This is a genomic window from Mucilaginibacter sp. P4_A11 (genome assembly GCF_056402535.1).
Genome location: NZ_JBFUHE010000009.1, coordinates 19,657 through 45,594, shown reverse-complemented (window position 1 = coordinate 45,594; position 25,938 = coordinate 19,657). Strand labels below are relative to the sequence as shown.

At 42.6% G+C, this 25,938-nt stretch carries 16 protein-coding genes; 11 read left to right on the top strand and 5 right to left on the bottom strand.

Going from position 1 to position 25,938, the window contains the following annotated elements:
- The gene (locus tag AC1DUD_RS18035; RefSeq protein ID WP_477376840.1) at positions 1 to 684 is read left to right on the top strand and encodes a M15 family metallopeptidase; all 684 of its coding nucleotides are present in this window, start codon (positions 1 to 3) and stop codon (positions 682 to 684) included.
- A 114-nt stretch (positions 685 to 798) separates the two neighbouring features.
- Positions 799 to 1,797 (top strand): YihY/virulence factor BrkB family protein, encoded by a 999-nt coding sequence (locus tag AC1DUD_RS18030; RefSeq protein ID WP_477376838.1) that lies wholly within the window; start codon positions 799 to 801, stop codon positions 1,795 to 1,797.
- 126 nt (positions 1,798 to 1,923) lie between these two features.
- Here the strand turns inward: AC1DUD_RS18030 and AC1DUD_RS18025 are convergent, their stop codons facing one another.
- Entirely contained in the window at positions 1,924 to 3,249 is a 1,326-nt protein-coding gene (locus AC1DUD_RS18025; RefSeq protein ID WP_477376836.1) for a D-alanyl-D-alanine carboxypeptidase/D-alanyl-D-alanine-endopeptidase, read from the bottom strand.
- 59 nt (positions 3,250 to 3,308) lie between these two features.
- Between AC1DUD_RS18025 and AC1DUD_RS18020 the strand changes: the two genes are divergently transcribed.
- Both AC1DUD_RS18020 and AC1DUD_RS18015 read left to right on the top strand, forming a co-directional pair.
- Positions 3,309 to 4,559 carry a retropepsin-like aspartic protease gene (locus tag AC1DUD_RS18020; RefSeq protein WP_477376834.1) on the top strand — a complete coding sequence of 417 codons (1,251 nt, stop codon included), beginning with the start codon at positions 3,309 to 3,311 and terminating at the stop codon, positions 4,557 to 4,559.
- 96 nt (positions 4,560 to 4,655) lie between these two features.
- A complete protein-coding gene (locus tag AC1DUD_RS18015; RefSeq protein ID WP_477376832.1) occupies positions 4,656 to 7,298 on the top strand; it encodes a zinc-dependent metalloprotease in 2,643 nt (880 codons plus the stop codon).
- 136 nt (positions 7,299 to 7,434) lie between these two features.
- Here AC1DUD_RS18015 and AC1DUD_RS18010 read toward each other — a convergent pair whose 3' ends face one another.
- Positions 7,435 to 7,707: a hypothetical protein gene (locus AC1DUD_RS18010; protein ID WP_121232161.1), complete on the bottom strand. Its 273-nt coding sequence runs from the start codon at positions 7,705 to 7,707 to the stop codon at positions 7,435 to 7,437.
- A 531-nt stretch (positions 7,708 to 8,238) separates the two neighbouring features.
- Between AC1DUD_RS18010 and AC1DUD_RS18005 the strand changes: the two genes are divergently transcribed.
- The gene (locus tag AC1DUD_RS18005) at positions 8,239 to 11,199 is read left to right on the top strand and encodes an outer membrane beta-barrel protein (protein WP_477376829.1); all 2,961 of its coding nucleotides are present in this window, start codon (positions 8,239 to 8,241) and stop codon (positions 11,197 to 11,199) included.
- A gap of 364 nt (positions 11,200 to 11,563) precedes the next feature.
- Here the strand turns inward: AC1DUD_RS18005 and AC1DUD_RS18000 are convergent, their stop codons facing one another.
- The gene (locus tag AC1DUD_RS18000; RefSeq protein ID WP_477376827.1) at positions 11,564 to 13,081 is read right to left on the bottom strand and encodes a PA14 domain-containing protein; all 1,518 of its coding nucleotides are present in this window, start codon (positions 13,079 to 13,081) and stop codon (positions 11,564 to 11,566) included.
- A gap of 130 nt (positions 13,082 to 13,211) precedes the next feature.
- The gene (locus AC1DUD_RS17995; RefSeq protein ID WP_477376825.1) at positions 13,212 to 15,911 is read right to left on the bottom strand and encodes an outer membrane beta-barrel protein; all 2,700 of its coding nucleotides are present in this window, start codon (positions 15,909 to 15,911) and stop codon (positions 13,212 to 13,214) included.
- A gap of 557 nt (positions 15,912 to 16,468) precedes the next feature.
- Here AC1DUD_RS17995 and AC1DUD_RS17990 point away from each other — a divergent pair.
- The 6 genes from AC1DUD_RS17990 to AC1DUD_RS17965 all read left to right on the top strand — a co-directional run bounded on the left by AC1DUD_RS17990 (position 16,469) and on the right by AC1DUD_RS17965 (position 23,596).
- On the top strand, positions 16,469 to 16,876 hold the full coding sequence (locus AC1DUD_RS17990) for a hypothetical protein (protein WP_477376823.1): 408 nt from the start codon (positions 16,469 to 16,471) through the stop codon (positions 16,874 to 16,876).
- 117 nt (positions 16,877 to 16,993) lie between these two features.
- The gene (locus AC1DUD_RS17985; protein WP_477376821.1) at positions 16,994 to 18,532 is read left to right on the top strand and encodes a YifB family Mg chelatase-like AAA ATPase; all 1,539 of its coding nucleotides are present in this window, start codon (positions 16,994 to 16,996) and stop codon (positions 18,530 to 18,532) included.
- Positions 18,533 to 18,641: 109 nt separating this feature from the next.
- Positions 18,642 to 20,144, top strand: a complete 1,503-nt coding sequence (locus tag AC1DUD_RS17980) for a redoxin family protein (protein WP_477376819.1) — start codon at positions 18,642 to 18,644, stop codon at positions 20,142 to 20,144.
- 271 nt (positions 20,145 to 20,415) lie between these two features.
- A complete protein-coding gene (locus tag AC1DUD_RS17975) occupies positions 20,416 to 21,867 on the top strand; it encodes a serine hydrolase (RefSeq protein ID WP_477376817.1) in 1,452 nt (483 codons plus the stop codon).
- Positions 21,868 to 21,883: 16 nt separating this feature from the next.
- A complete protein-coding gene (locus AC1DUD_RS17970; protein WP_477376815.1) occupies positions 21,884 to 22,546 on the top strand; it encodes a hypothetical protein in 663 nt (220 codons plus the stop codon).
- A gap of 126 nt (positions 22,547 to 22,672) precedes the next feature.
- Positions 22,673 to 23,596, top strand: coding sequence for a DUF6624 domain-containing protein (locus AC1DUD_RS17965; RefSeq protein WP_477376813.1), 924 nt, complete (start codon positions 22,673 to 22,675; stop codon positions 23,594 to 23,596).
- A 529-nt stretch (positions 23,597 to 24,125) separates the two neighbouring features.
- On the opposite strand, the gene AC1DUD_RS17960 is transcribed toward AC1DUD_RS17965, so the two are convergent.
- Complete coding sequence (locus tag AC1DUD_RS17960; protein WP_477376810.1) at positions 24,126 to 25,916, bottom strand: cellulase family glycosylhydrolase; 1,791 nt, start codon at positions 25,914 to 25,916, stop codon at positions 24,126 to 24,128.
- Positions 25,917 to 25,938 lie beyond the last annotated feature (22 nt).

Here is a 25,938-nt window from a genome sequence, read left to right as displayed (position 1 = left end):
ATGGTCAGTAAATATTTAATGCTGTTGCTGTTTACTGCCGTAACATTACGCGTTAGTGCGCAGCATTATAAATATATCGACAGTACAAAAGTTTGCGGTATTGCCCGTTATAAGCTACAGGTGAAGGCCAACCCCGATAAACAGCTGGTTGAAATAAAAAAATACATTCCAGGCATCGCCTTAGACCTGCGATATGCCACAAGCAACAATTTTATGCACCGCCGCATGTACACCACGGCCAAAGCGTTTGCAAGGCTTCCGGTTGTAAAAGCGCTTCAGCAGGTTGAGGCCGAATTAAAAACGCAGGGGCTTGGCCTTAAAATTTATGATGCTTACCGGCCATATTCGGTTACGGTTAATTTTTACGAAATGGCCTCTGATACCAATTTCGTAGCCGACCCGCGCAAGGGTTCAAAACATAACAGGGGCTGCGCAATTGACCTTTCTCTCATCAATCTTAAAACCGGCAAAGAACTGGATATGCCAACAGGGTTTGACAGCTTTAGCCGCAGGGCAGGGGCAGACTACATGGATTTACCGGCACAACAAATTGCCAACCGCGAACTGTTGAAAACAGTAATGGCCAAATACGGCTTCAGGGTGATCTCAACCGAATGGTGGCATTATGATTTTACAGGCTGGGCCGGGTATGAATTGCTGGATATTCCCGTTCAAAATTTATAGGTCTTTCCTGCGCTTACCGCTTCAAAACTTACACCTTTTATCACACAACCCTACAAAAGGCATTAATATTGCTTAGCTATACACAAACGGCGTTAACCTCACAAAAATACAGGCATGAAGCTTTTCAGCAAAGAATATTTCAAACAACTATGGAGGGTGCTGCTGGCATCGTTCTCGGCCTTTTCAAAAGATAACGGCTTAAAATTAAGTGCATCACTGGCTTATTATACCGTTTTTTCAATCGCTCCATTATTAATTATTGTAATATCGGTAGCAGGTCTTGTTTTTGGACAAGATGCCGCGACCGATCGCTTATATCCTCAAATTGTTCATTATGTTGGCAAAGGACCAGCAGCACAAATCCAGGATGTACTGAAGCACCTGGCATTGTCCGGAAAATCGGGCATAGCCGTTATTATTGGCGTAGTTACGCTTTTATTAGGCGCAAGCAGTATTTTTATCGAGATTCAGGATTCGCTTAATATGATCTGGCGGGTTAAAGCCAAACCCAAAAGCGGCTGGCTACAGCTCCTCAGAAACCGCTTTGTATCATTTTCGCTCATCATCAGCCTGGGGTTCCTGTTATTAGCCTCGCTCATTATCAACCTGATCATAAGCGCACTTCAAAGCCAGATCCAGCGTTTTTTACCGGGGATAGATTCTGTAACCAAAATAGTTGTCGAGGTTTTAAACCTTGGTATTACCCTGGTGGTGATCACTACCTTATTCGGTATCATATTCAAGTTTTTGCCCGATGTTAAGATCAAATGGCGCGATGTGCGTAGCGGAGCCATATTTACGGCTATCCTGTTTATGCTGGGCCAGTATGCCATCAGCCTTTATATTCAATACACTGCGCAAGGTTCGGCCTATGGAGCTGCGGGTTCCATTATTGTAATTTTGGTTTGGATCTATTATACATCAGCTATATTATACATTGGAGCAGAGTTTACCCAGGTATTTGCCGAAGCCAGCGGAAGCCATATTGAACCTGCTGATTACGCCGTTCACATCCAGCAAACCGAAGTTGAACACCGCGTAAAGATCCTGCCCGCTCAAAACCCCCAGCTTGAAGGAAATTTAAAAAAGGATGGAGGAGAGGGGAAGGGGTAGGGCCCTTTTAATTGTGCTTTTTCTAATCGGCACAAGTGAGCATACCTGCAACCAATCGCACAACACATGCGCCAAAAGAAAACTTCTATTTCCACCCGTCATTGCGAGTTTTGCTTTCAGCTTTCTTTAAAACTCCTCATGTATATACGTCATGATCCTCACCATTTCATCTCTTATTTCGCGGGAAGGCCGGGTAAAGTTATTATTCATAAAGGCAAAAGCCAGCCGTTTGCCTTTGCGGGTAACCATATAGCCGCTTTGATTGTGGTTATTGCTTAGCGATCCTGTTTTAGCCCATACAAATGGCTGCCCGTTATCTGTTTTATAGGTGCTTTTAATTGTACCGGCAACGCCGCCTATCGGCATCATGCTATGCAGCAGGTTTTCATCTTTCACTTCGTCCTGAATTTTGAGCAGCAGGGCTACGATATCCCGAGGGGTAAACAAATTATAGCGCGACAATCCCGAGCCATCAACCCATTGCGGAACATCGGGCAAATCATTCAAAAAATGTGCTTTTGAGTAATTGATCACCGAATCGGTATTAAGGGTATTAAACTTCAGAGACGAACAAACCAGCAGCAATTGCTCGGCAATAAAATTATCGCTTGGCTGCAGCATACGGCGGTAAACCGAATCGGCATTGGTGTTGAAAACAATTTTGGCATCAGCGGCCATTGGTTCCTGCAATAACGATACGGGCTTTTTCAATGTATCCTGCAACAGGGCCATGGTCAATTGCAGGCTTGTTTTCCAGGGGATTTCCTGTTTGTAATTTGGGGGGATCCCGCCGGCAGGGTATACAAAATTATTGCTGATAAAATCTCGCTTAACTTTAAACTGGGCAGGACGATAGTTGATATCTGCATTTAAAAACCGTTTTAAATAGCTTGGTTTCACCTGCATGTTGCCGTCCCGATCAGCGTAAAGCTGGGCAACATTATCTTCAATGGGCAGGGCGGTAATTTCGGCCTGGTAATAATCATTATAATCGTCCCAGGCCCAGCCTGCGCCAAAAAACTCGCCGGTATAATTGCCGGGCGAATAAAAAAGATGTTTATTGCTGCTCGTCAAAAAATCAAGTCCGTTCACGCCTTTCAAGTCGCTGTGCAAAAAGGAGGGATCGCCGGTGCCCCAAAATATCAGCGAATCGCCGCGGGTTTGGTAGCGTAACGCGGGGATAGAATCGCCAAGCATTTTAAGACAGGTATAAAAAGTAAAGAGCTTGGTATTGGAGGCCGGGGTAAAATATTTATCGGCATTTAATTCATATATCATTTTATGCTCGTCCAGGTCATAAAGCGCGAAACCGGTAAAGTGGTCGTTAACAATCTGCGAATGCTTAAACAGCTTTTTAACCTTTCGTTTTTTTATTGAACGGGCATAAATAGTATCATGACAAAGGGATAAAACACAAACAATTAACAGAAATGAAATAGTTGACTTTCGCATAATAAAATAATTATTTAACAAATAAATCTCGTAAATTTAATATACCAACTATAACCACTTTGTTACACAAGCTATATCATAATTTACGCCATCCGGGAGCATTGTGGCTGGCATTTGTGTTAACATTTTGCTTTACAACCACAGCCCGGGCCCAGTACTTTGATCTTGATGTGCATAAAAAAAAGGTGAATATTCCATTTAAGCTGGAACGTAACCTGATGATCATTAAACTCAAGATCAACAACAAAGGGCCCTTTAATTTTATATTGGATACCGGCGTAGGCCTCATGATCATAACCGATCCGAAATTAGTTGATTCCATCAGCATTCCTAATAAACGAACACTAAAAATCCCGGGCCTCGGTGAAGGCGATGACTCGGAGGCTTACGTAACCTCAACTTTGGATGTTGCCATCCCCGGTCTGGTTAGTTACGATGTTGCCGCTGCCATACTAAAAAAAGATGTTTTTAACCTTTCGGGATATGCCGGAATGCCTATTCATGGTTTGTTAGGTTATGAGTTTTTTAACAACCTGGCTGTGAAGATCAGTTTCCAGGATAGCGTGGTTACCGTTTGCAGGCCTAAAGATCTTAAACCGTTCAGAAAAGCGAATAAGATTCCCATGTCTGTTGAAGACAGAAAGGCCTATGTAGAAGCCCGGGTGATCATGCCCGGCATAGCGCCTTTCAAAACAAAGCTGGTTGTTGACCTTGGGGCCGGGCACCCGGTATCAATTGAACGGTATATCACAACTTACGGCCTTCCCCAAAAATTCATTGCCTCGGCTAACCTTGGTATTGGTTTAAACGGGCCAATAAACGGCTTTATAAGCAGGATGGATGAATTTGACTTAGGTAAATTCAGGTTGAAAAAAGTATTAGCCTCCTTTCCTGATGACAGGAATAATCAAACTAACCTGTCGGTGAAGCGTGACGGAAACCTTGGCGTAGGCATATTGAAGCGATTTAATGTTATTCTTGACTATCCTGATAGTGTCATGTATTTAAAACCAGGCTCAACATATAACGATTCGTTTGAACATGATATGAGCGGCCTCGAATATTATGCGGCAGGCGATCACCTGGAAAGGATAGTGATCAGCAGGGTAGAACCAGGCTCGGCAGCCGACGAAGTTGGCCTTGAACGCGACGACGAGATCATCTCGATAAATTTTAAACCTGTTTCAAGAATGAACCTCCAGGATATTGATGAATTATTCAAATCAAAGGATGATAGGAGCTTGTTGCTTGAGGTTTATCATGAGAAACGAGTGGATAATGTTGTGCTAACATTAAAACGAAGGATATAATTAATAATAACTGTAAATTTATTGTTGATAAAACGCTTTATCATTAAAAAAGATCCGCTTTTTATATAAGTTTACGGTTTAAACTATTATTAATAAATGAAAAAACATTCGTTGCCGGGTATTTATTTGCGTGGCTCTGTATTGGCACTTGCGGTTTTGGCAGGCTCTTGTGCCACCAAAAAGCAGGCAGCAAACCAAAGCCTAACCCTAAAAACTACAACTACAGCTAACGGCACTGTTGCAACAGCAACAACGGGAGCTCCCAAAAAAGAGGGCATTAAAAAGTTCAGCGACCTTATCCCCGCTAAAACAAAAGCCGACAGCGGGCTTTTTAACACCTATAAGGTTGATGGCAAATACTACTACGAAATACCCGATTCATTAATTAACCGCGAAATGCTGGTGGTTACCCGCTTTGTAAAAACGCCGGGCGGTCTAAGAACCTTTGGCCAGCAGTATGGCGGCGAAGAGATAAACGACCAGGTTTGGAAGTGGGAAAAACACGATAAACAGGTATTTATCCGTGTACCAAGCTATTCGTTACGTGCCGATAGCACCAGCGACATGTACCAATCGGTTAAAAACTCCAATCTTGATGCTATACTGGCATCATTTGAAATAAAAGCATTTAATAAAGATACTACCGGTGTTTTAATTGATGTTACCGATTTTTATAACGGCGATATTACCGCTATTGGTTTATCAGACGATATCAAGAAGGCTTATAAAACTATGGGGGTTGATAACTCACGTTCCTATATCGACACCATTAAAAGCTTCCCGGTAAATATTGAAGCACACACATTAAAAACATACCGTGCCGGCGAATCGCCAACAGACAACAGTGTTGCGGCCATTACATTTGAGTTGAACACCTCGATGCTTTTACTACCTAAAACCCCGATGAAAGCCCGGATCATGGATCCGCGTGTGGGCTTTTTCGGCCAGCGCCAAACAGATTACGGCACTAATGCACAAAAAGCACTGGTTACCGCCTATATCCATCGCTGGAGGTTAGAGCCTAAAGACCCCGCTGCTTATGCCAAAGGCGAACTGGTTGAACCTAAAAAGCAAATTGTATTTTATATTGATCCGGCTACACCTAAAAAATGGGTTCCCTATTTAATACAGGGCGTTAACGACTGGCAAAAAGCCTTTGAAGCCGCTGGTTTTAAAAATGCCATCACCGCCAAAGAAGCCCCAACAGCCAAACAGGACCCACAGTTTAGCACCGAGGATGCCCGTTACAGTGTGATCAGGTATTTTGCATCGGATGTTGAAAACGCTTACGGCCCTCACGTGGCCGATCCCCGCAGCGGCGAGATCCTGGAAAGCCATGTCGGCTGGTACCACAATGTAATGCAGCTATTGCGCGACTGGTACCTGATCCAAACAGCTGCAGTAAACCCTAATGCACGTCATGCGCAATTTACTGATGATCAAATGGGCGAACTGATCCGCTTTGTTTCATCGCATGAGGTGGGTCACACTTTAGGTTTGCCGCACAACTTTGGTTCAAGCTACGCTTATCCTGTTGATTCATTACGCTCAAAAACTTTTACCGATAAACATGGTACCGCACCATCCATTATGGATTATGCCCGCTTTAACTACATAGCCCAACCCGGCGATGGCGTTACACACCTATATCCGCAAATTGGCGAATATGATGACTGGTCGATAAAATGGGGGTATACCTGGTTCCCGGGCAATAAAACACCGGAGCAGGAGAAGGAAGTATTAGCCGTGTGGACCAATAAAAACGCAGGTAACCCGGTTTACTATTTCGGTCGCCAGGGTACATCTATTGACCCTCGCCTGCAAAATGAAGATTTGGGTGATAACGCCATGAAGGCAAGCGCATACGGTATTGCCAATCTGAAACGAATTTTGCCAAACCTCGAAAAATGGTCGTACAAAAAAGATGAGGATTATAGCGATCTTAATGAATTATACAATGAAGTTTTAGGTCAGTACTACCGTTATATGGGCCATGTAACCACCAACATTGGCGGCATGAACGAAAACTTTAAAACTTACGATCAAAAAGGTCCGGTTTATGATTTTGTTAGCAAAGAGCGTCAGCGCGAAGCAGCTTTATTTTTAAACCAGCAATTATACACTACACCGTTGTGGCTTATTAACAAAACAGAATTGGCCAAGTTTGATAACGGTGTTATTATCAACCGCATTAAAGCTATGCAGGTTTCATTATTAGGCAATGAGTTAAACGCTTCAAGGTTGGCACGTATGTATGATAACGAAGCCAAAAACGGCGCCAATGCATACACTGTTGCGCAGTTTTTAACCGATCTGCACGCGGGTATATTCGGCACGGCTAAACCTGATGGCTACCAGCGCAACCTGCAAAGAGGATATATAGAAAACCTGAAGAACCTGTTAAATGCAGATGCAAGCTTTTCGTTCCCGGGCGTATCAAGCGCACAGCTGGCAAGCTGGGGCTTTACGCCAATCAACATTGCACTATCTGATATCAGGCCAATGGTACGTGCTGAGCTGAAAAAAATTGATGCCGGTTTACCAAAAGGCGGCGATGCTATGACAGCAGCTCATTATGCCGACCTTCGCCTGAGGATAAAGGAAGCCCTTAATCCAACAAGGCCGGTTGTAAATATTGCAGGTGGAATGGTTAGAGGAATAAACACCGCTAACCAGGATATACTGAATGAGAAAACAGGAAGTATGAACTGCTGGCCACGCACCAATGTTGAAAACTAATTTGCTATAATCTTCAAAAAATCCCTCTTAAAATCCTGCCTTATTTTTAGGGCGGGATTTTTTATTTAAAGATCTGTTATAATGGCTTTGGAGATTGCTTAAAAATATAATTGGTTTGGTTTGAAAGTAGGCTAACTTATTTAAGCTGGCTTATATTTTCAAAAAAGGCCACTTGTAAATCAAGCAATGACTTTACATTTATTTTTTCGCCGTAAGCATCAAAGCACAAAAACTTTGTTAACTCCGGTTTATTTTTCTTCGATTTTTCGAAAAAATTAAAGGTTTCAAAAAAATAATGATTGGTTGTAATATGGCTTTTACTATTTGTTTGTGAAGTATTAAGCCTGAATCCGATCGTATCGATCCATTTGTGCACTTTTGAGTGCAGCGTGCTTCCAATATTGTTCATAGGTTAATGTTTGATTAAGTATTACGAAATACTGTGCCACAATGTTACTATCATATAAAATGATTTTAAACAATAGTTTATTTCTTGTGTGGAATACTTAACGCTTTCAAAGCGTTATTGGTATCCGCTGCAACATTTTTTGAAACTAATTATCCACACAATTCGTAATAACACACATAGCTTTATCAAATATTAAAGGCTGGCTTTCCTGATAGTGCCCACCTACAGGAATGGTTTAATCCATGCGGTTTTCCAATAGTTTTGTTGGCATTAAACCGAATATGCCAATCTGACAGCGCTTCTTTTCTGCTTGTAATTGACTGACGGATCTTTATACCAATCTCAAGGCCGGAAATCCCGGCCTTTTTCATTTAATAATCTGTAACAATAATATGATTGATAGGCTTTTACAGGTCTTATATGTAACAATAATATATTGATTAGGCTTTATGTATATATTAAGTTGAACATTTGTAGTTCAATTACGTCTATATACCACAAATACAACAATCGTACGCTGAAAAAACACTTATGAAACCCCTACTTCTTATCTTGAGTTTTACCTTTTTATTTGCCTTTAATTCCTATGCCCAAACGGGACGGGAAGTAAAAGGAACCGTTGTTGATTCCACGAAGCTTTCCCTGCCGGGAAGCAGCGTTAAACTGGTTTCAAACAGCGGCGACAGCACTATAGCTATTGCCGATGCTACCGGTAAGTTTTCGTTTCCGGTAGTGAAGGGCAACAAGCTAACGCTTACCATTTCATCAATTGGTTTCACTGCAATAAAAAAACATTACTCGCTTGATGCAGGTACACAACCGGTTGATCTGGGCCCAATAATTTTAAAGGCAGAAACCAATATGCTTAACCAGGTTACCATTGTAGGCGTCAATCCCGTAATATTAAAAGAGGATACTACCGAATATAAGGTAAGCGCATATCCCGTACGCGAAAATGCACCTGTTGAAGACGTGTTAAAAAAACTACCTGGCGTTGATGTGGATAAAGACGGCAACGTGACAGCCCAGGGAAAATCGGTTACCAAAGTAAGGGTTAACGGAAAGGACTTTTTTGGCGGCGACGTTAAAACAGCTACCAAGAACCTTCCTGCCGATGTGGTAGAAAGCATTCAGGTAATTGATGATTACGGGGATCAGGCCAACCTTACCGGCATTAAAACCGGCGAGCCAGACAAGATCCTGAACATCACTATCCGCAAAGACAAAAATCACGGCTACTTTGGCCAGGCAACGGCCGGCGATGGCGAGGACTTTTTACCGAAAGACCAGGGCATAGCCAATGCCAACCGCTACATAGGCGATTTGAAATTTTTCAACTTTAACAACGAGCAACAGATAGCCGTATTGGGCACCATTAACAATACCAACGTAAATACGTTCACCTATGGCAGCGCAACATCAGGTGGCGGGGGCGGCGGTGGTTTTGGCGGTGGCGGCGGCGGCAGGGGCAATGCTCTGCGCGGCTCAAGCGGCTCAACAACCAGCGCTAATGGTATTACCAACGCACATTCAATAGGGGCAAATTTCCGCGACCAATGGGGTAAAACCCTCTCTGTTTACGGCAGCTATAGCTATACAGATAATACTACGAACACCATTAGCTCATCTATTCAAACCAATAACAATTTATCACCAAGCGGAAGTACACAAAAAAGTAACCAGACAGACAACCCGATCAACCACCGTTTTAACTTCAACCTGGAGTGGAAGCCGGATACTATCAACTATTTAAAGGTTGTACCAAACTTCACCTATTCAAGTACCAATACCGATGCTAACGAGGATGTAACATCAACGGTAGGGGGCATAACACGTCCGTCATATACCTCGTTATCGCACAGCGATGGCACAACACCAAGTTACGGTATTAACGCGTTGTATAACCACCGCTTTAACGGGCATGGCCGTAACCTGAGTATTAATGTGAGCGCTAACACCTCAAAAACGTCGCAGTTTGATAATCCAACATATGATTATGCCGCAGGTGCACCAGTTCAGGCACCTGCCAATCAGCAAACTTTTACCGATAGCCGTGTTACCAGCGTCGGTGCAAATTTCTCCTACATTGAGCCTATAAGCAAAAGGGGATACCTGGAGTTAAACTATGCCTTTAACCGTTCAAATACCACAAGCGATAAGGAAACCGATACGCTTAGTACCTCCAATACATATGATCATTATGACCGGTTGAGCAACAATTATAAATACAACTTTACCACCAACCGCGTTGGCCTTAACTATCGCTTTATCGAAAAGAAATACAACGTTACTGTAGGTATTGGCGTACAGCCGGCAACATTGAACGGCCTGAACCTTAAAAACGATTCGGCCACCCACGTAACCACCTTTAATGTGATCCCAACAGCTCGTTTCAGCTATAACTTTACAAGAGGAAAAGCTTTAAACTTCCTGTATAGCGGATCAAGCAACCAGCCTACATTCAGCCAGTTGCAGCCGGTTATTGATTTCAGTAACGCGCTTTACCCGGTACAGGGTAACCCTAACCTGCAGCCCGAGTTTGCCAATAACTTTTCACTGAGATACAATAATTTCAGCTTCCAAACCGGCGATATTTTCTTTACTAATTTCAACTTTACCACAACTCAAAATAAAATAGTACAATACACCATATCTTATCCCCGCGCATTTACCCCAGCCGCTTTAGCAGCAAATCCATCGCTAAAAAGCTTTGAAGGGACCAACCTTACCAACTATTTAAATGCCGGTGGTTACTATACCGGTAGTGCAAATGTGGTATATGCCAAACCATGGGCCCAGCGTAAATTTACCCTGCAATTTAATGGCGCTTTAACGTACACCAATGGCATTGCGTTTTCTGATAGCGTTACTACTAATAACGTCCTGGCGTCAGAAGTGCCATTAAAAAACATAGCCAAAAACCTCAACTTTACCCCGGGTTTAAAATTCAGGGTAAGCATTGTTGATGTTATTGATGCAGAAGCCAGCAGCAGCTATGGCATCAACAAAACAAGCAACTCTATCCATACTGAGATTATTGATGGCAGCTCAAACTTCCGTACGCTGACTTTAGGCTTAGCCGGCAAAAACTATTTCTGGAAGGACTGGACATTGAGCTACGATTTTACCCGTACGGTAAATTATGGCTATGCCGCCACCCTTAATGTTAAAAACCCCAATATCTTTAATACCTATGTTGAGCGCCGGTTTTTGAAAGACCACCGCGCTACTATCCGCTTAGCGGCATACGATTTGTTTAATCAAAATACTGGTTTTACATCGGTTGTTAATGGCAACATTACCACGCAATCTAATGTGAACAGGCTTGGCCGTTATTACTTGTTAAGCTTTACATTCCGCCTGCAAAAATTTGCAGGCAAAGCCCCAACACAAGAGCCCGGCCAGCGCAGGTTTAACCGCGATGGCGGAGGCCCGGGTGGACCAGGCGGCGGTCCCGGTGGTGGCGGCCCCGGCGGTCCGGGTTCTTTCTAACGAATAATGTACCTAATTTAGGCTGAAAGCGGAATGCACAAAGCTTAAAGCGAATACCTTGTTTATCGATACTATTAATTGCTTTATGTGAAATCATTAATAGACTTTATATAAAAACGCAAAAGGGGCAGCATCATGATCGTGATGTTGCCTCTTTTGCTTTAATATAGAACAGTCTTTTTCGATTCTAAGAAGCTGCTAAAATTGATTGTTTTAAATGTAGAGACGCATCACATGCCTCTCCCACGTGCAGTTTCCGACGGAATTAGAAGCCTTTAAATGGCCTATCCGCCGGGAGACGCATGTGATGCGTCTCTACAAAAAACTTTACTATCGTTTTTAAACAGTCTCTAAGGCAGGCAACCTATCTTGGGCCGTATTGCAATGCGTAAGGAATTGGCGTTATCTTCTTTTTGGCGATATTATCGGGGGTTACGTACACCAATTCAAGCTTACGGCCTCCTTCTTTTTGAAAGTACTCTATCCGCAACGGATAAAACCCCTTTTTCAGGGGAACAATGTATGACCGCTCTATATCGCCATCGTGCAAACCATCAAGGTCGATTATCGGCTTATTATTCAGGTACACTTTGCAGCCATCATCACTCCCTAATCCAAAAATGTAATAACCATCCTCTTTAACTTCAAATTGCCCATCCATCACTAAGCCAAAATTGTTTTGACGGGGAAGTTTATTGATACTGAAGATACTATCGGCTACGCCCTCTTTAACCGGTTTTAACGCCTTAAAGTTGGGCAGCTTATCGCATTGGCCTTCGTAGTAAGTGTAGTGAAAGCCGCCGGGCTTGTAGTTTTTCTTGAGCCGTGTCGCGGGCAGATAAGTACCTTCCGTAAATTCGCCGGTGGCGGATTTGTCAAATTTAGAGCGACCGGCGATCAGCCGCATGGTAACATTTGTGGAGCCTGATAATTCTATTTCGGGTCTTACCGTCGGCGATGTCATTGAAGGCTGTGAGCCATCGAATGTATAATGCACTTTTGTTGTATCATCAAAGTACCAGATCTTTATTGGCTTGTCCTTAAGCACGATCCCGCGGGATGGGTGAAACTCCAGCGGTTTACCGCCATAGTCATTATAGGCAAATCTCAGTCCATCATACATATTTTTCAACCTCACGGTACCGTGCGATTCCTTTGGATACGCTTTCACTACCCATTCAAACCCTGCCGGTGCATCTTTTTTCAGCAGGCTATCCATGGCGTTAATGTTCATTTCCTTCATGCCCTGTCCTTCACGCCCGCCGATATAAAGCGACTTCCCTTTGTTGGCAAGCGAAGGCAATTTCTCTTTAACCTGTTTAAGCATAACACCGTTATCCCACCAAAAGCTTGGGTCGCCGGCAATATAATTGCTAAAAAGCTGAGGCTCGTTCAGTAAAGCATAAGTAACAAACACGCCACCGAAAGAGTGGCCGAAAAGTGTATTGTCACCATCAGAAGAATAGGTTTTATCAACATATGGTATCAGCTCGTCCTTGAAAAACTTCAGGAATTTATCAGCCCCGCCTGATGTTCCATTCCCATTATTATGGGTCGGCAAAAAATCCTTATTCCGGTCGGTATTCAACACGCCAACTATTATCATCGGCGGCATGGTGTGCTCATCTACTATGAAATGCTGTATATCGCGCCCTAATTTTATATTCCAGTCGTCAATGATGTACAATACATCATATTTAGTCGTTGAACCTGCTTTATAGCCATCGGGCAGGATTACCTGGATAACGCGTTTCTCATTCAATACAACTGATTTGATGGAGTCGCGTTTGCCGGGCATGTCCTGCGCTGCAGCGCGGCCTGGCAGGCAAAATGTTAATGTGATAGCAATGGCTAAAAAAAGGCAGGTCCTGGTACTCATCATGATAGGTAATTTGATTGTAAGTAAGACGATCCCTTGATAAAGAAAGTTACAGAAAAGCTTCGTAAAAAACAGGGGCTGCATCTTTTGAATTTTGATACAGCCCCTTTGTTTTATGCCGATGCTTCTGCTTTTATTTAGTGATTAGTTTATTAAACTTAATGCTGTAAGTAACCATAAAATATCGCTTCAATGTATTGTTTTGCACATCGCTAACCGAGTTAGAATTAATGTAACGGTAAACGCTCACATTTTGATTAAAGATGTCATAAACTGAAAACTTAAGCTCTCCGCGATCCTTTTTAAGCATTTGCAGGGCGAGTGAAGAGCTCACTACATTAACGCCTTTTTTAAATCCTGCCGCCACCTGGCCATTATAATTAAAATCCTGTTTAGTTTCCCAAACAATTTTTTTAGGAAACCTCACTATCAGACTATTGCTAATGTTGTAGGTACCCACCTTTACGTTCCTGAAATCGTCATAACGGTATTTCGTGTTCGACTGGTTAAAACCAAAACCGGTGTACAGTTCTATCTTATCTTTCCAGTTAGCGTTTATGTTTTCATGAACCCCGTATGAAAAGGTATTTTGCCAGCCTTCCACATCATTCAGCAGATTAAGGCTTTGGTAATAATTACTGTAAAAGCTGGTTGATGAATTAAGCTGCCAGTCTTTGTTCGTTTTAAGCCTTTTAAAAGCCCCGACTGAGAAATTATAGTTTGGCCTGCCGTCGCGGTTAACCGTTGTATTAGTCTGCGCCCCGTCCGAGCGAATGGTTTGTTGTGTAACGGCCATATTTTTTTGTGAGTATACACTGCCGTTTGAATAAACACCAAATTGACTGTTATCCCAATACTTAAAAAAGCTATAGTTGTAGTTGTTACTAATACTGGGCACCAGGTTAGGGTTACCCGTATAGCTATACAACGGGCTATAAACTATAGTAATAGGCTGCAGGCTTGATATACCTGGCTGGTTAACCCGGCGCTCGTAACTCAAAGATATGCCATAGGCTTCGATACGGATAGTTGGTAGCAGGAAAAAATAATTTTGCAGAAGCCTGCTGGTTACAAAGTTGTTGTTGATCTGCTGCCATTGGGTGTTAAGGCCGGCTATGATCTGTGTTTTTTTGTTGAGTTGATAGGTGATCCCAGGTTTGATGTTCTCTGTCCATTGATCGCGTTTAAGGTCGGAGCTTTGATTGGTGAGCAGCGAATCAAAGCCGGTTTTGCGGTCGTAGGTAAAGAGCTGATCGCTGGTTTTGTTGTATATGCCAGATGTAGTAATATCCACAATGAGCTTTTTAGTTACCGGGAACCTGTAGCTGAAATCGAGATTGCCCGAAGCATTGTTTGATGTACGGGCAGATAACCTGTGCAAGCTATCGGATAATTCCGGACGTTGATAATTAACCACATCATTATTATTGAAATTGTTGTTATGGTTAGGATTAATACTGAGGTTATGCGATATAGTGAACGACTCTTTACTGTTCTTTTTGGAGCGTTTATGAAAATAAAAGCTTTGGTTAAACTGTGTTGAATGGCCATCGCCCCATGAATTTGATGCCGATTGGTTTACCGGCATATCAAAATTGTTTGAGGTGCTCCCCGCCGATGTTGAAGTATTGCTATTTGAATTATAATTTAACGACGGGTTATACCGCAGGTTGCGGATGGTATCGGGTTTCCACTCCACAAGACCACTTAAAGTATGTACATAGCTGTTCGCGATCCTGCTGTTTGAGGATCGGGTTAACAGCGTAGTATCCTTCAGAAACTGCTGTTGAAAATTGGCCGATTCATTTACATTATTGCGCTGCGTATAAAAGTACTGCAGGTTGAGCTTTAGTTTTTCGCCATAGTTTTGGTTGATGTTAAAACCTCCCGAGGTTATTTTTTCTATGCCGCCGCCCCAGTTTCGGCCACCGTTAAATGATGTATTGCCTCCGCTGCGATCAAAACCGCCCTGAGCATTAAGGTCCTCGCGCGAAAAAGCAGTATGGTTAAGGTTATTGCTTAACCCGATAAGGCTTACCTGCAACGTATCACGAAACATGTTAAACAGCCCGCCGGCCTCATACCTGTCGCGCGAGCCAACACCACCGAATACCTTGCCAAAAATGCTTTTTTTAATGGCCTTTTTAAGTTTGATATTGATGATCTTTTGTACCTGGGTTTCGCTCACGAGGTGGTCGGGATCATTTTCGCGGTCATCATAAACCTGAATCTGCGCAACAATAGCCGCGTCAAGATTTTTGGTGGCTATTTTGGGATCGGAACCGAAAAACTGTTTACCATCAATCAGCAGCTTGCTTACCTGTTTCCCGTTAACGGTGATGGTTCCATCGCCGTCTATCTGTACACCAGGAAGCTTTTTAAGCAGTTCTTCAACAGCGGCATTAGGCCGTGTTTTGAAGGCGGCTGCATCAAACTCGATAGTGTCTTTTTTCATCCTGATAGGTACACGTTCAGCGCGCACTATAACCTCGCTAAGCATTTTGCTGTTGAGGGCGACATTACCCAGATCAATTGTTTCGCCTTTTTTAAAGTTAAATTGACGGACATAGCTTTTGTACCCGGCATAAGAAATAACCAGCCTGACCTGCTTATCGACAGGGAGGCGTTGTAATTCAAAATCTCCGGTTTTTTTACTTAGGGTATATGCAATAAGCGAGGTATCTTTCAGATCAACCATCGCCACTGTACTTAATTCAAGCGGTTGGTTATTCAGCGAGTCGGTAACTTTGCCTTTAATGGTAACCCTGTTTTGGGCAACGGATACCGAAGAAAATAGGCATAACAGGATTAATGAAAGAAAAATTGTTTTCATCCAGGTTTAGGTGCAGACGGTGTAAGGTAAAAGTAAATTGTGTTATAGGTGATGTAGGGCCGTGGTAAGTTTGGAAATTAAATCATGAGGTAGTTATAGGGTTTAGATGTGTTGCATTTTGTTAATTGTTTTATTGATAAACGTGTGTTAGACAAATATCAACAGAAAGGTTTAAAGCATAAATAACCACCCCTCTACTTAACCACTACACAATACCCTCGCACGGCAGCATTATATGCTATAATTTGCTCCTATAACAAGGATTCAGTATAAATATTGCCCTATGCCTGCCAGGAAAGGGCTTTTTTAACACATATTTTAACATTGTAACATTTGTTTTACTAAACTGACCGTCTTGTCTGTTCTTGTTAGAAATAAAATTATTCATTTCGCTTTATTGTATTTGTTGCGATATATGTATTCAACCAAATAAATGAATACAAATCCGATAAAAATCAAATGAAAGCGCAATAAAATTTTGCCAATTCCGTTTTTAAACCAATATTGTGCAAGTAATATTATTTTGCACCGAATTAATTACCTAAAACCATAACATTATGAAAGCAGCAGAAACCTACAAATCCATTTATGTAACGTTTTACAGGTGGAATGTTAAAAACTTTGGTCACGGCGGATTGCCAAAAGCCAACGCCCTTTTTGGAGCAAGTTTTTTAATGATCATTTTGCTGGCCATTTTAGTAAGTGTTGCACAGCTATTTTTAAACTCCGGTTGGTTTCAGATAAGCCCGATGTCAGGCTTAATAATATTGCTGGGTGCCACAGGTGCTTTTGTGCTTAATTATTTTGTGCTGCTAAACAGCATCTATTTTAAAAAGGTAAACATTGCATTTGCACGCATCAGCAAACACAATCCCAACACATGGTCAATAATGCTGATGGTTTGTGTAATAGTTTCCTGCGCTATGCTATTGGTTGTTTCTGAAGCCGGGGTGTTTTTAAGATAAGATTAACAATGTGATTATAGAAGGCCCGCCGGTACCGGCGGGTTTTTTTTGTATGTTCCCGGCTTTATCCCCTCATCAAAATTCTATATCTTTCGCTTCAATTAAACTTTTATCACAGTGTTGGTTAAAACTTTTGGAAGCGCGGTTTATGGGATACAAGCTATCACCATAACGGTTGAGGTGAATATTGCGTCGGGCACAAAATATTTCATTGTGGGCCTGCCCGATGTGGCTGTAAAAGAAAGTTATTTCAGGATAGAATCGGCACTGAAAAACTGTGGTTTCAGGATGCCGCGCCAGCAGGTAGTGGTTAATATGGCCCCCGCCGATATTAAAAAAGAAGGATCATCATATGACCTTACCATCGCCACCGGTGTATTGGCAGCATCCGGTCAGATAGAACCCGAGACCCTTGAAAAATTTATCATCATGGGCGAGCTTTCTCTTGATGGAAGCTTGCAGCCGATAAAAGGAGCTTTGCCCATTGCCATTCAAGCTCGCAAAGATGGCTTTAAAGGGTTTATACTTCCCAAGCAAAACGCCCGCGAAGCCGCCATTGTAAACGACCTGGAAGTTTACGGCGTTGAAAGCATTAAAGACGTGGTTGGCTTTTTCAACGGCACCACCGAACTTAAACCCGAAGTAGTAAACACCCGCGAAGAATTTTACGACAGCCTTTGCAATTACGACAGCGATTTCAGCGAAGTAAAAGGCCAGGAAAACATTAAGCGGGCATTGGAAATAGCCGCAGCAGGTGGCCATAATGTGATATTGATTGGTCCGCCGGGAGCTGGTAAAACTATGCTGGCCCGGAGGCTGCCATCAATTTTGCCACCTTTAAGTTTATATGAATCGTTAGAAACCACCAAGATCCATTCAGTTGCAGGGAAGCTTGCCGCCGCAGACGCGTTAGTAACTATTCGTCCGTTCAGAAGTCCGCACCACACTATTAGTGATGTGGCTTTAGTAGGAGGGGGTAGTAATCCTGCTCCCGGAGAGATCTCATTAGCACACAACGGCGTTTTGTTTTTAGATGAATTGCCCGAGTTTAAGCGCAGCGCCCTTGAAGTAATGCGCCAGCCGCTCGAAGAACGCCGGGTAACCATATCGCGGGCCAAATTTACGGTTGATTACCCCAGCAGTTTTATGCTGGTGGCAAGTATGAACCCTTGCCCTTGCGGCTATTACAATCACCCGGAAAAGGAATGCATCTGTCCGCCGGGGATGGTGCAAAAATATTTGAGCAAAATCTCCGGTCCGCTGTTAGACAGGATTGACCTGCATGTGGAAGTAACGCCGGTTAACTTCAGCGAACTTTCTTCTGATCGGCCGGCCGAAAAAAGCGAGCTTATCCGCGATAGGGTGATTAAGGCAAGAGAAATCCAGGTAGAGCGTTTCGGCAACCGGCAGGATTTACATGCCAACGCCCAGATGAGCCCCCAAATGGTGCGCGACCTATGCAAGATTAACCCAGCCGGCCAAACCCTGCTTAAAAAAGCAATGGAAAAGCTCGGCCTCTCGGCGAGGGCGTACGACCGGATCCTCAAAGTATCACGTACCATCGCCGACCTTGCCGGAAGCGAAGAGATTAAACTGGAACACCTGGCCGAAGCTATTCATTTCAGGAGTTTGGATAGAGAGGGTTGGGCAGGGTAAAAGAAACGATATATCCATTGGCATAAGCTAAAACAGGAGTCAATTCAATAACAATGGTATAGCCGTTGGTTGTTTATAACAGCACAACAAGAACCAAAAACACACTCTGATGAAAAACAAGTTGAATTATTTCATTTATACCCTCTTATTGACAATAGCCTTTTATTGCGGGCCGGCTACAGCCCAAAGGCTTGTCCGTATCGGTCCGGCACCTGCCGGGGAGATTGAGAAAGCGCGGGCGGCGGTAATGCTTAATATGGAGAGCATTGAGGCGCATAAAACTTACATCTATGCGTTGAACCTGGATAATCCACTTTTGATTCCCCAATATAGGGCGTGGATGAAAAAATATCCGAAAAACATAAATATTCCATTAACCATTGGCACGATTTATTATCACGCCGAAATGTCGGAGGCTAAAGAGTTTTTGCTAAAGGCCGCTAAAATTGATCCCAATAATGCCCAAATATGGTTTATGCTATCGCAAGATGCTTTTATCAGGGGGCAAACCGATCTGTCAAATGAATATATTAAAAAAGCCACGCTTGCCGACCCTTCAAATGTGAGTTACGCATTTACGTACCTTTTCATATTTAGCAATAGCAACCCTGATGAGTACAAACAAAAGGTTTTTGACTTTGTAAAGCGCTTCCCAACAGATGAACATGGTGCACAGGCATTATACTGGTTGGGCGAAAATGCTATTGATATTCACGATAAAATCAACTATCTGGAAGAGCTTCGCAAGTTATACCCGCCTAAAGAGTTTAATTGGTCATCTTCCGGAATGATTGGATTGGCCGATGCGTATTTGCAAATAGATCCTGAAAAAGCCCTGATATTAATTAACAGCATGGGTGATGAAAAGGGTTGGCAAATGAGGAAAAAGGTGGCCGAATCACTAATACAAGCCGGTAAGCTGGAGCAAACGAAAAATTATAAAGAAGCCTTTAATGTGCTTAACCAGGTAATACTTCCGCGATTTAATTATATAGACGATTTTATATTATTAAAAAAAGCATCGTTACAGCAAAAGACCGGCGATGTTAAGACAGCATATAACAGCCTCGCCGAAAAATTTGCAAAACTACCCACCGATGAGCTTTACGCCGCACTTGAATTGTATGGAAAGGAAATAGGCAAAGATAAAGAGCAAATTATAACTGATATTAAAACAATAAGAAACAGCAAAGAAGTTGCAGCCTATCCCTTTAATTTAGGGCTGTATAGCAGTAAGGATAGCTTAAACCTGAATGATCTGAAAGGAAAAGTAGTATTGCTTACCTTTTGGTTTCCGGGGTGTGGGCCGTGCCGTGCCGAGTTTCCTCACTTTCAGGCCGTGATCAATAAATTTAAATCCGGAGATGTTGTTTATGTTGGCATTAATGTAGCACCTGAGCAGGATCCGTACGTAACCCCTTTAATAAAAAACGCAGGATATTCATTTATCCCGTTACGCGGCAGCGAGGCGTTTGCCCTTAAAAACTATGCTGTGCAGGGCGAGCCCGAAAATTTTCTGATAGATAAAGATGGAAAAATAATTTTTAAAAATTTCCGCATCGATCAAAAGAACCATCGTACGTTGGAGCTGATGATAACTTCATTGCTGTAAAGGCCCGATGGCATTGATTTTAGGGCTTTGTTATTATATGCAAGGGGTCGTGTTCAAAGGCGCAAGGCATGAAGGGCCAGCAACGAGAGTAATGGCCATTGGTGTTCTTCTTGATCCTAAAAGGCACAGTAGCTCAGTCTCTACGCAATCGGAGCGAAACATAATTTCGATATTCTAATATTTATAAAATTTAATTTTGATTTCATAAATCTTAATTTCATATTTTAGCTTTAATAAAAGGAAATAAACTCCTTTCCTTAATGCTAAACCTATGAGGATCTTAAGCAAATCATTAACCCTTTCCCTGCTGCTATTTATCCAGGTAGCAGTTCATGCCCAAAACAGCACACAGGATAAAATCACACAGGTTGAGAATGGCCTGGTTGGTAGTGTTCAAATCGAGGGCGAAAAACCCTGGAACCTGTTAAACCGGATGGCATATTATAAAATTCCCGGTTTAAGTATAGCGGTTATTCAAAATTATAAAATTGCCTGGGCCAAAGGTTATGGATTTGCCAATGACAGCGCCAAAATTCCGGTGACAGAGAAAACACTTTTCCAGGCGGCATCCATCAGTAAGTCGCTAAACTCGATGGGGCTGCTTAAACTGGTGCAGGATAAAAAACTCGATCTGAATACCGATATCAACGTTTACCTCAAAAGCTGGAAGTTTCCGTATGATAGCTTATCAAAAGGCAAAAAGATCACCATCGCAAACTTGTTAAGCCATAGTGCAGGCTTAAATGTACATGGCTTTGGCGGGTATGAACGCGGCACATCGTTGCCAACCATAGTACAGGTACTCAATGGCGAAAAGCCGGCCAATTCTCCCGCCATTAAATCGATGTTTGAACCGGGGAAACGGTACGAGTACTCGGGAGGGGGCACCACCATTACGCAGCTGATAGTGATGGATATAACCCATATGCCCTATTCCGATTATATGAAAAACGAAGTATTAAAACCGCTTGGCATGACTGGCAGTACCTATGCTCAGCCACCTTATGATGTGGATCAGAACCTGCTTACGGTTGCTTATAATCCGCAAGGCAAACCAATTAAAGGCAATTATCATATTTATCCTGAACAGGCCGCGGCCGGCTTATGGACAAACCCAACCGATCTTTCAAAGTACATCATTGAAACCCAATTGGCTTACGAGGGGAAATCGGCAAAAATCTTAAACCAGGAAACTACCAGGATCAGGCTTACTGTTCATGCCGGTAATAACGTAGGACTGGGAGCTTTTATAGATAAAATGGACAGCACCTTGTATTTTAGCCACAGTGGCGGGAATGAAGGTTTCCGCTGTCAATATTATGGCAGCCTGGAGGGAGGAAATGGCGTGGTTGTGATGGTTAACAGCGATAATGGTGGTGTTATCCAGGAGTTGATTAACAGCGTGGCAAAGGTTTATGGCTTTAAAGGATTGTTTCATGCCAACCTAAAGAAAATAGTACCGGTACCAGCCGATATGCTGAAAACTTATACAGGTAAATTTTTTATCGGCCCGCCAAGAACTTTAATAATAAGCGAAACAAATGGCAAGCTCTATGCCGAGGCCAGCGGAGAGGCCAAACGGGAACTTTTTCCACAGTCACTCAACCGCTTTTTTTTGAAAGATTTACCTTACGAACTGGAGTTTAACAAAGATCCCGACGGTAAGATCCATTTGATATTTTATGGAGATGGAGGAAAACTTGAGTTGAAAAGGGCAGAGTAATGCAGCGATTTAACGCATGATAAAAAACATCAAATTACACTCTTGTATTATCGCTGCTTGTTTACTTCAACCGGCTATAATACAAGGTTGCAAAGAAGAAACCAGAAGGCCTTTTTTTCAGGAAATGAAAAAATCATATCCCGACGTAAAAATCGCATATGGTTATTTTATAAAATCTTTTGGTCTTTCAGAGTCAAGCAATAATATCCGAGGAAAAACATATTGGAAACTCAATGATGATAGCCAATCGTACTTTTTCTTATCCGGTTATCTGCGAAGCACGAAGGATTCAGTAATGTTTGTTCCCCATGATTACAAATGGTTTAAGCCCACATTGAGCGAATACAAACTGTTTGATTTTAAGGCCAAAGAAAACGCTTCTTGGATAATTAAATACCAGACAGATCGCAACACTGTTAGCGGTGATTCTGTGATTTTTAGAAAAAAGAAAGAAGTTAATGGAGAAAAGTATTATGTTTTTGAGTTTCACCCTTATGAATCGTATTCTAATGATGGCCGCTATTACAAAGACAGGATATTCAGAATTAGTGTTAGCCCCAAATTTGGTATTGTTGAGATAGAACAACTCGATTCGATTAATAGCTATTTTCTATATAAGTTAACGCTATATCCTAACCAAACGTTTATTGACCATAAAGGGGATGGTTTGGATTTATAATCGATTCCTCGTGTTCCTACTTGCCTTTATTTGTTAAATCTCTGCCCTCAAATGTTAAATCCACCATTCTCATATATCTTTTAATATGGCAAATACGTTTTTATGATTATCATTTAAACCTATACCATGTGCCTTAAATACTGCTGTTTATTATTGTTCATGACCTTTGCCTTTGAAAGCAAAGCGCAGGACAAGCAAAACTATGCTCTCCCGCTTCATATTGCCGACTCCTTATTTGCAGCAAGAAAATATCAAAAAGCAGCCACGGTTTATGCCACTGTACGTACGCTCAATTATGGTGTGTTGGATACCGCCCATCTGTATAAAGCAGCAGCCTGCTGGGCTGCTACTGGTAAACGCGACAGCGCTTTTTTATACCTGGAGTTTATAGCCGGTCGCGGTTTTGAAAATGAGCGAATGCTATCGGCCGATCCTCTTTTTACAAGGTTGCATCGTGACAGCCAGTGGGAAACCATTTTATCGGCTGTTCATCAAAACCGGGTTAAGCTTATTCCTGCTGTAGCCGCGGAGCTTTCCCAGATGCTGAAAAACTACCAAAAGGATTTCGACGAATATCAGTTGCTGGTTAATCAGCATGGTAAAAACGCTGCTGAAACCAGATCGTTTAAAGAGCGCATCCGTGAAACCGATTCTATCAACTTTATAAAAGTATCATCAATAGTTAACACCTATGGATGGAAGGGCAAAGAATACTTTGGCCCCGATGGGCCGGAAGCCCTGATCGCCACGCTGCTTCATGCGAGTATCGCCAATCAGAAAAAATACTTTTCGATAATAAGAATTGCCGCGCTTAACGGATCGCTGCCAGCCGAAGGCTTTGCGATCATGGCCGATAATATTGCCCTGTATGAAAACAATACACAGATCTATGGCACTCATTTAAGGCTCAATAACGGGCAATATGAAGCTTATTCTATTGCCGACGAAGCCGGGGTTGATACCCGGCGGGAGCAAATTGGATTATGCAGCCTGGCAGTTTACCTGCAAAACTTTAAGCCATACGGCCAACTGTATTATTATATTAAATAGCGCTTTAACTTAAAAGAAGCATGGCCCCCGGCTGCTGCCTATTGGGAACTTGTTAACTCTACCATACTGGTGATCGCAATGTGTATGATCGCGGTACATTTTTTGGTGTTGTGGCGGGCAGTTTACCAAAATTGGTTGGGTAGTTTCAGTCTTATCTGGCTGACAAACTATCGTAGCTTGTTTTTTCATAACGAATCCCCCTGTTTAGATTATATTGATAATTGGTATAATAAATTTAACTATAAAAACACTTATTTACAATAGCTATTATCAGAAAAATAATATTAACAGTTGGCTCCCCCTTCCTGGCATTAAATAAAATCTTTCCTGGCGCAAGTATGAAGGGCGGGAATGAGGGCAAAGGCTACTTGTGACACCTATGCTGGATTGCAAAAACAGTCACGAGTACTCCACGCTTTTGGCCAACGCTGCATACTCGCGCCAGAGATGAGATGAGATGGGCCAGAAATGGGAGAAGAAAAAACAGCCGGAGCATTTTCATACCTCGGCTGTTTAGCGCTATTATATTTTATTTACCCTTCCAAAATTGCAGGTAATGCAGGTTGTATCCGCCGGTATTTGCCAACACTTTTATTTTGTTGCTTCCGGCTTTTAGTACAATATTTTTAACGGCAATAACCTGCCATTTTTTAAGACCGCCGGTGTTGGGTACTGTCACTTCTTTTGCCTGGGTTGTATTATTAACCAAAACAGAAAGTTTTGCATCGTCGGTAGCGGAAGCCACTTTGAGGCTTATAGAATATACCCCCGGTGTTTTAACCAGTACGGAGTACTGTGTCCATTCACCGGTCTCAATATGATCAACATAATAGCTGTTATATTGGGTCGAATCTTTGCTGATATCAACTCCGTCATTGCGGTAAAGATGCCCTTTGTTGCCAACGCCCGGTTTGCCCGAAGTATGATAGTCGGCAGTATCAGTATCAAAATAAGCATAGCCATTACGACCCAGATCATAATCAACAGCATTGATCACTGTACCATTACCGATTTTATTGGCCTTAAACGACTTGGTAACCGTTGTATGCGGCTGCCTGAAAATAGCGTCGATCACATCATGATGAATGATTGTGTTTTCCAGTTTAGCATAAGTTGCCAGCTCCAAAGTACCGCTGTACACATTACTTTCTTTAGGTTTATGCCTGCTGGTGTTCAGATACTTGGCGACATCATCATAATTCAGGTTTGATACAATCTCCATCGGGTTATTGATACCAAGTTTTTTCAATGGCCATAACGACCAGCCAATGTTATTCTTCTCCAACAAACCTATCGCTTCAGTTATCCAGGTGTTTGAGTTCTCGCCTGTTTCACCCAGCCATACGGGGATATTATACTGATCTCGTGTTTTTACGATATGATCAACGGATTTTTGATCGTTAAAATTCCAGTATTTATGAAAGCTCAGCACCATATTTTTATCCCATTGAGGTAAAATACCGTTATAATTGTTGCCCCAGCCGTTGCCTTCAATAATGATGATGTGTTTTTTATCTACCTCGCGGATGGCCGCGGTAATATCAACCATCAGTTTTCTTAGCGGGCCGTTTGTTTTTTCCTTCAGACCGTTTTTATCATTCAGCCGATCGTCGAAACCCCAGTTTGGCTCGTTGATGATATCATATGCACCTATGTTTGGCTCATTTTTATAACGCTCGGCCAGTTTACGCCAAAGGGCAATGGTTTTTTGCTTATTGGCTTCGCTGTCCCAGAGTGATGGTTTATCCGGGGCGCGGTCGGAGATATTAAGGTCGTTGCCCTGCCCGCCGGGGGTGGCATGCAGGTCAAGGATCAGGTACATGTGGTTAGCTTTACACCAGGCCAGCAGATCATCCGTCATTTTAAAACCTTTATCCAGCCAGGTGTTTTGACCGGCCACTGGCTCTTTATCAACCGGCAAGGTGTAAAGGTTATAATGCATCGGCAGACGGATAGAATTGAAGCCCCAGCGCTTCATCGAGTCTACATCAATTTTGCGGGTATTGTTGGCCAGCCAGGTATCGTAAAACTCCTTGGTTTCGGCCGGGCCCATCAGTTCTTCCAGGCGCTCGCGGATGCGGTACTGACGGCTGTCTTTATTAATATGCAGCATATAGCCTTCCTGTAGCATCCATCCACCCAAACCCATACCTCGCAGCAGTACATTCTGGCCTTTTTCATCAACTATTTTTTTACCGTCGGCCTTTAAAAAGCCGGTTTGCGCATTGCTTTGCAGCGAGATACACAGGGCAGGAACCACGGTTAACAGGGCTTTAATCCCTGAGCTTACCCTTATATTTTTTATTAACGATGTTAACATGTTGTTGTACGTTTTAAATTTT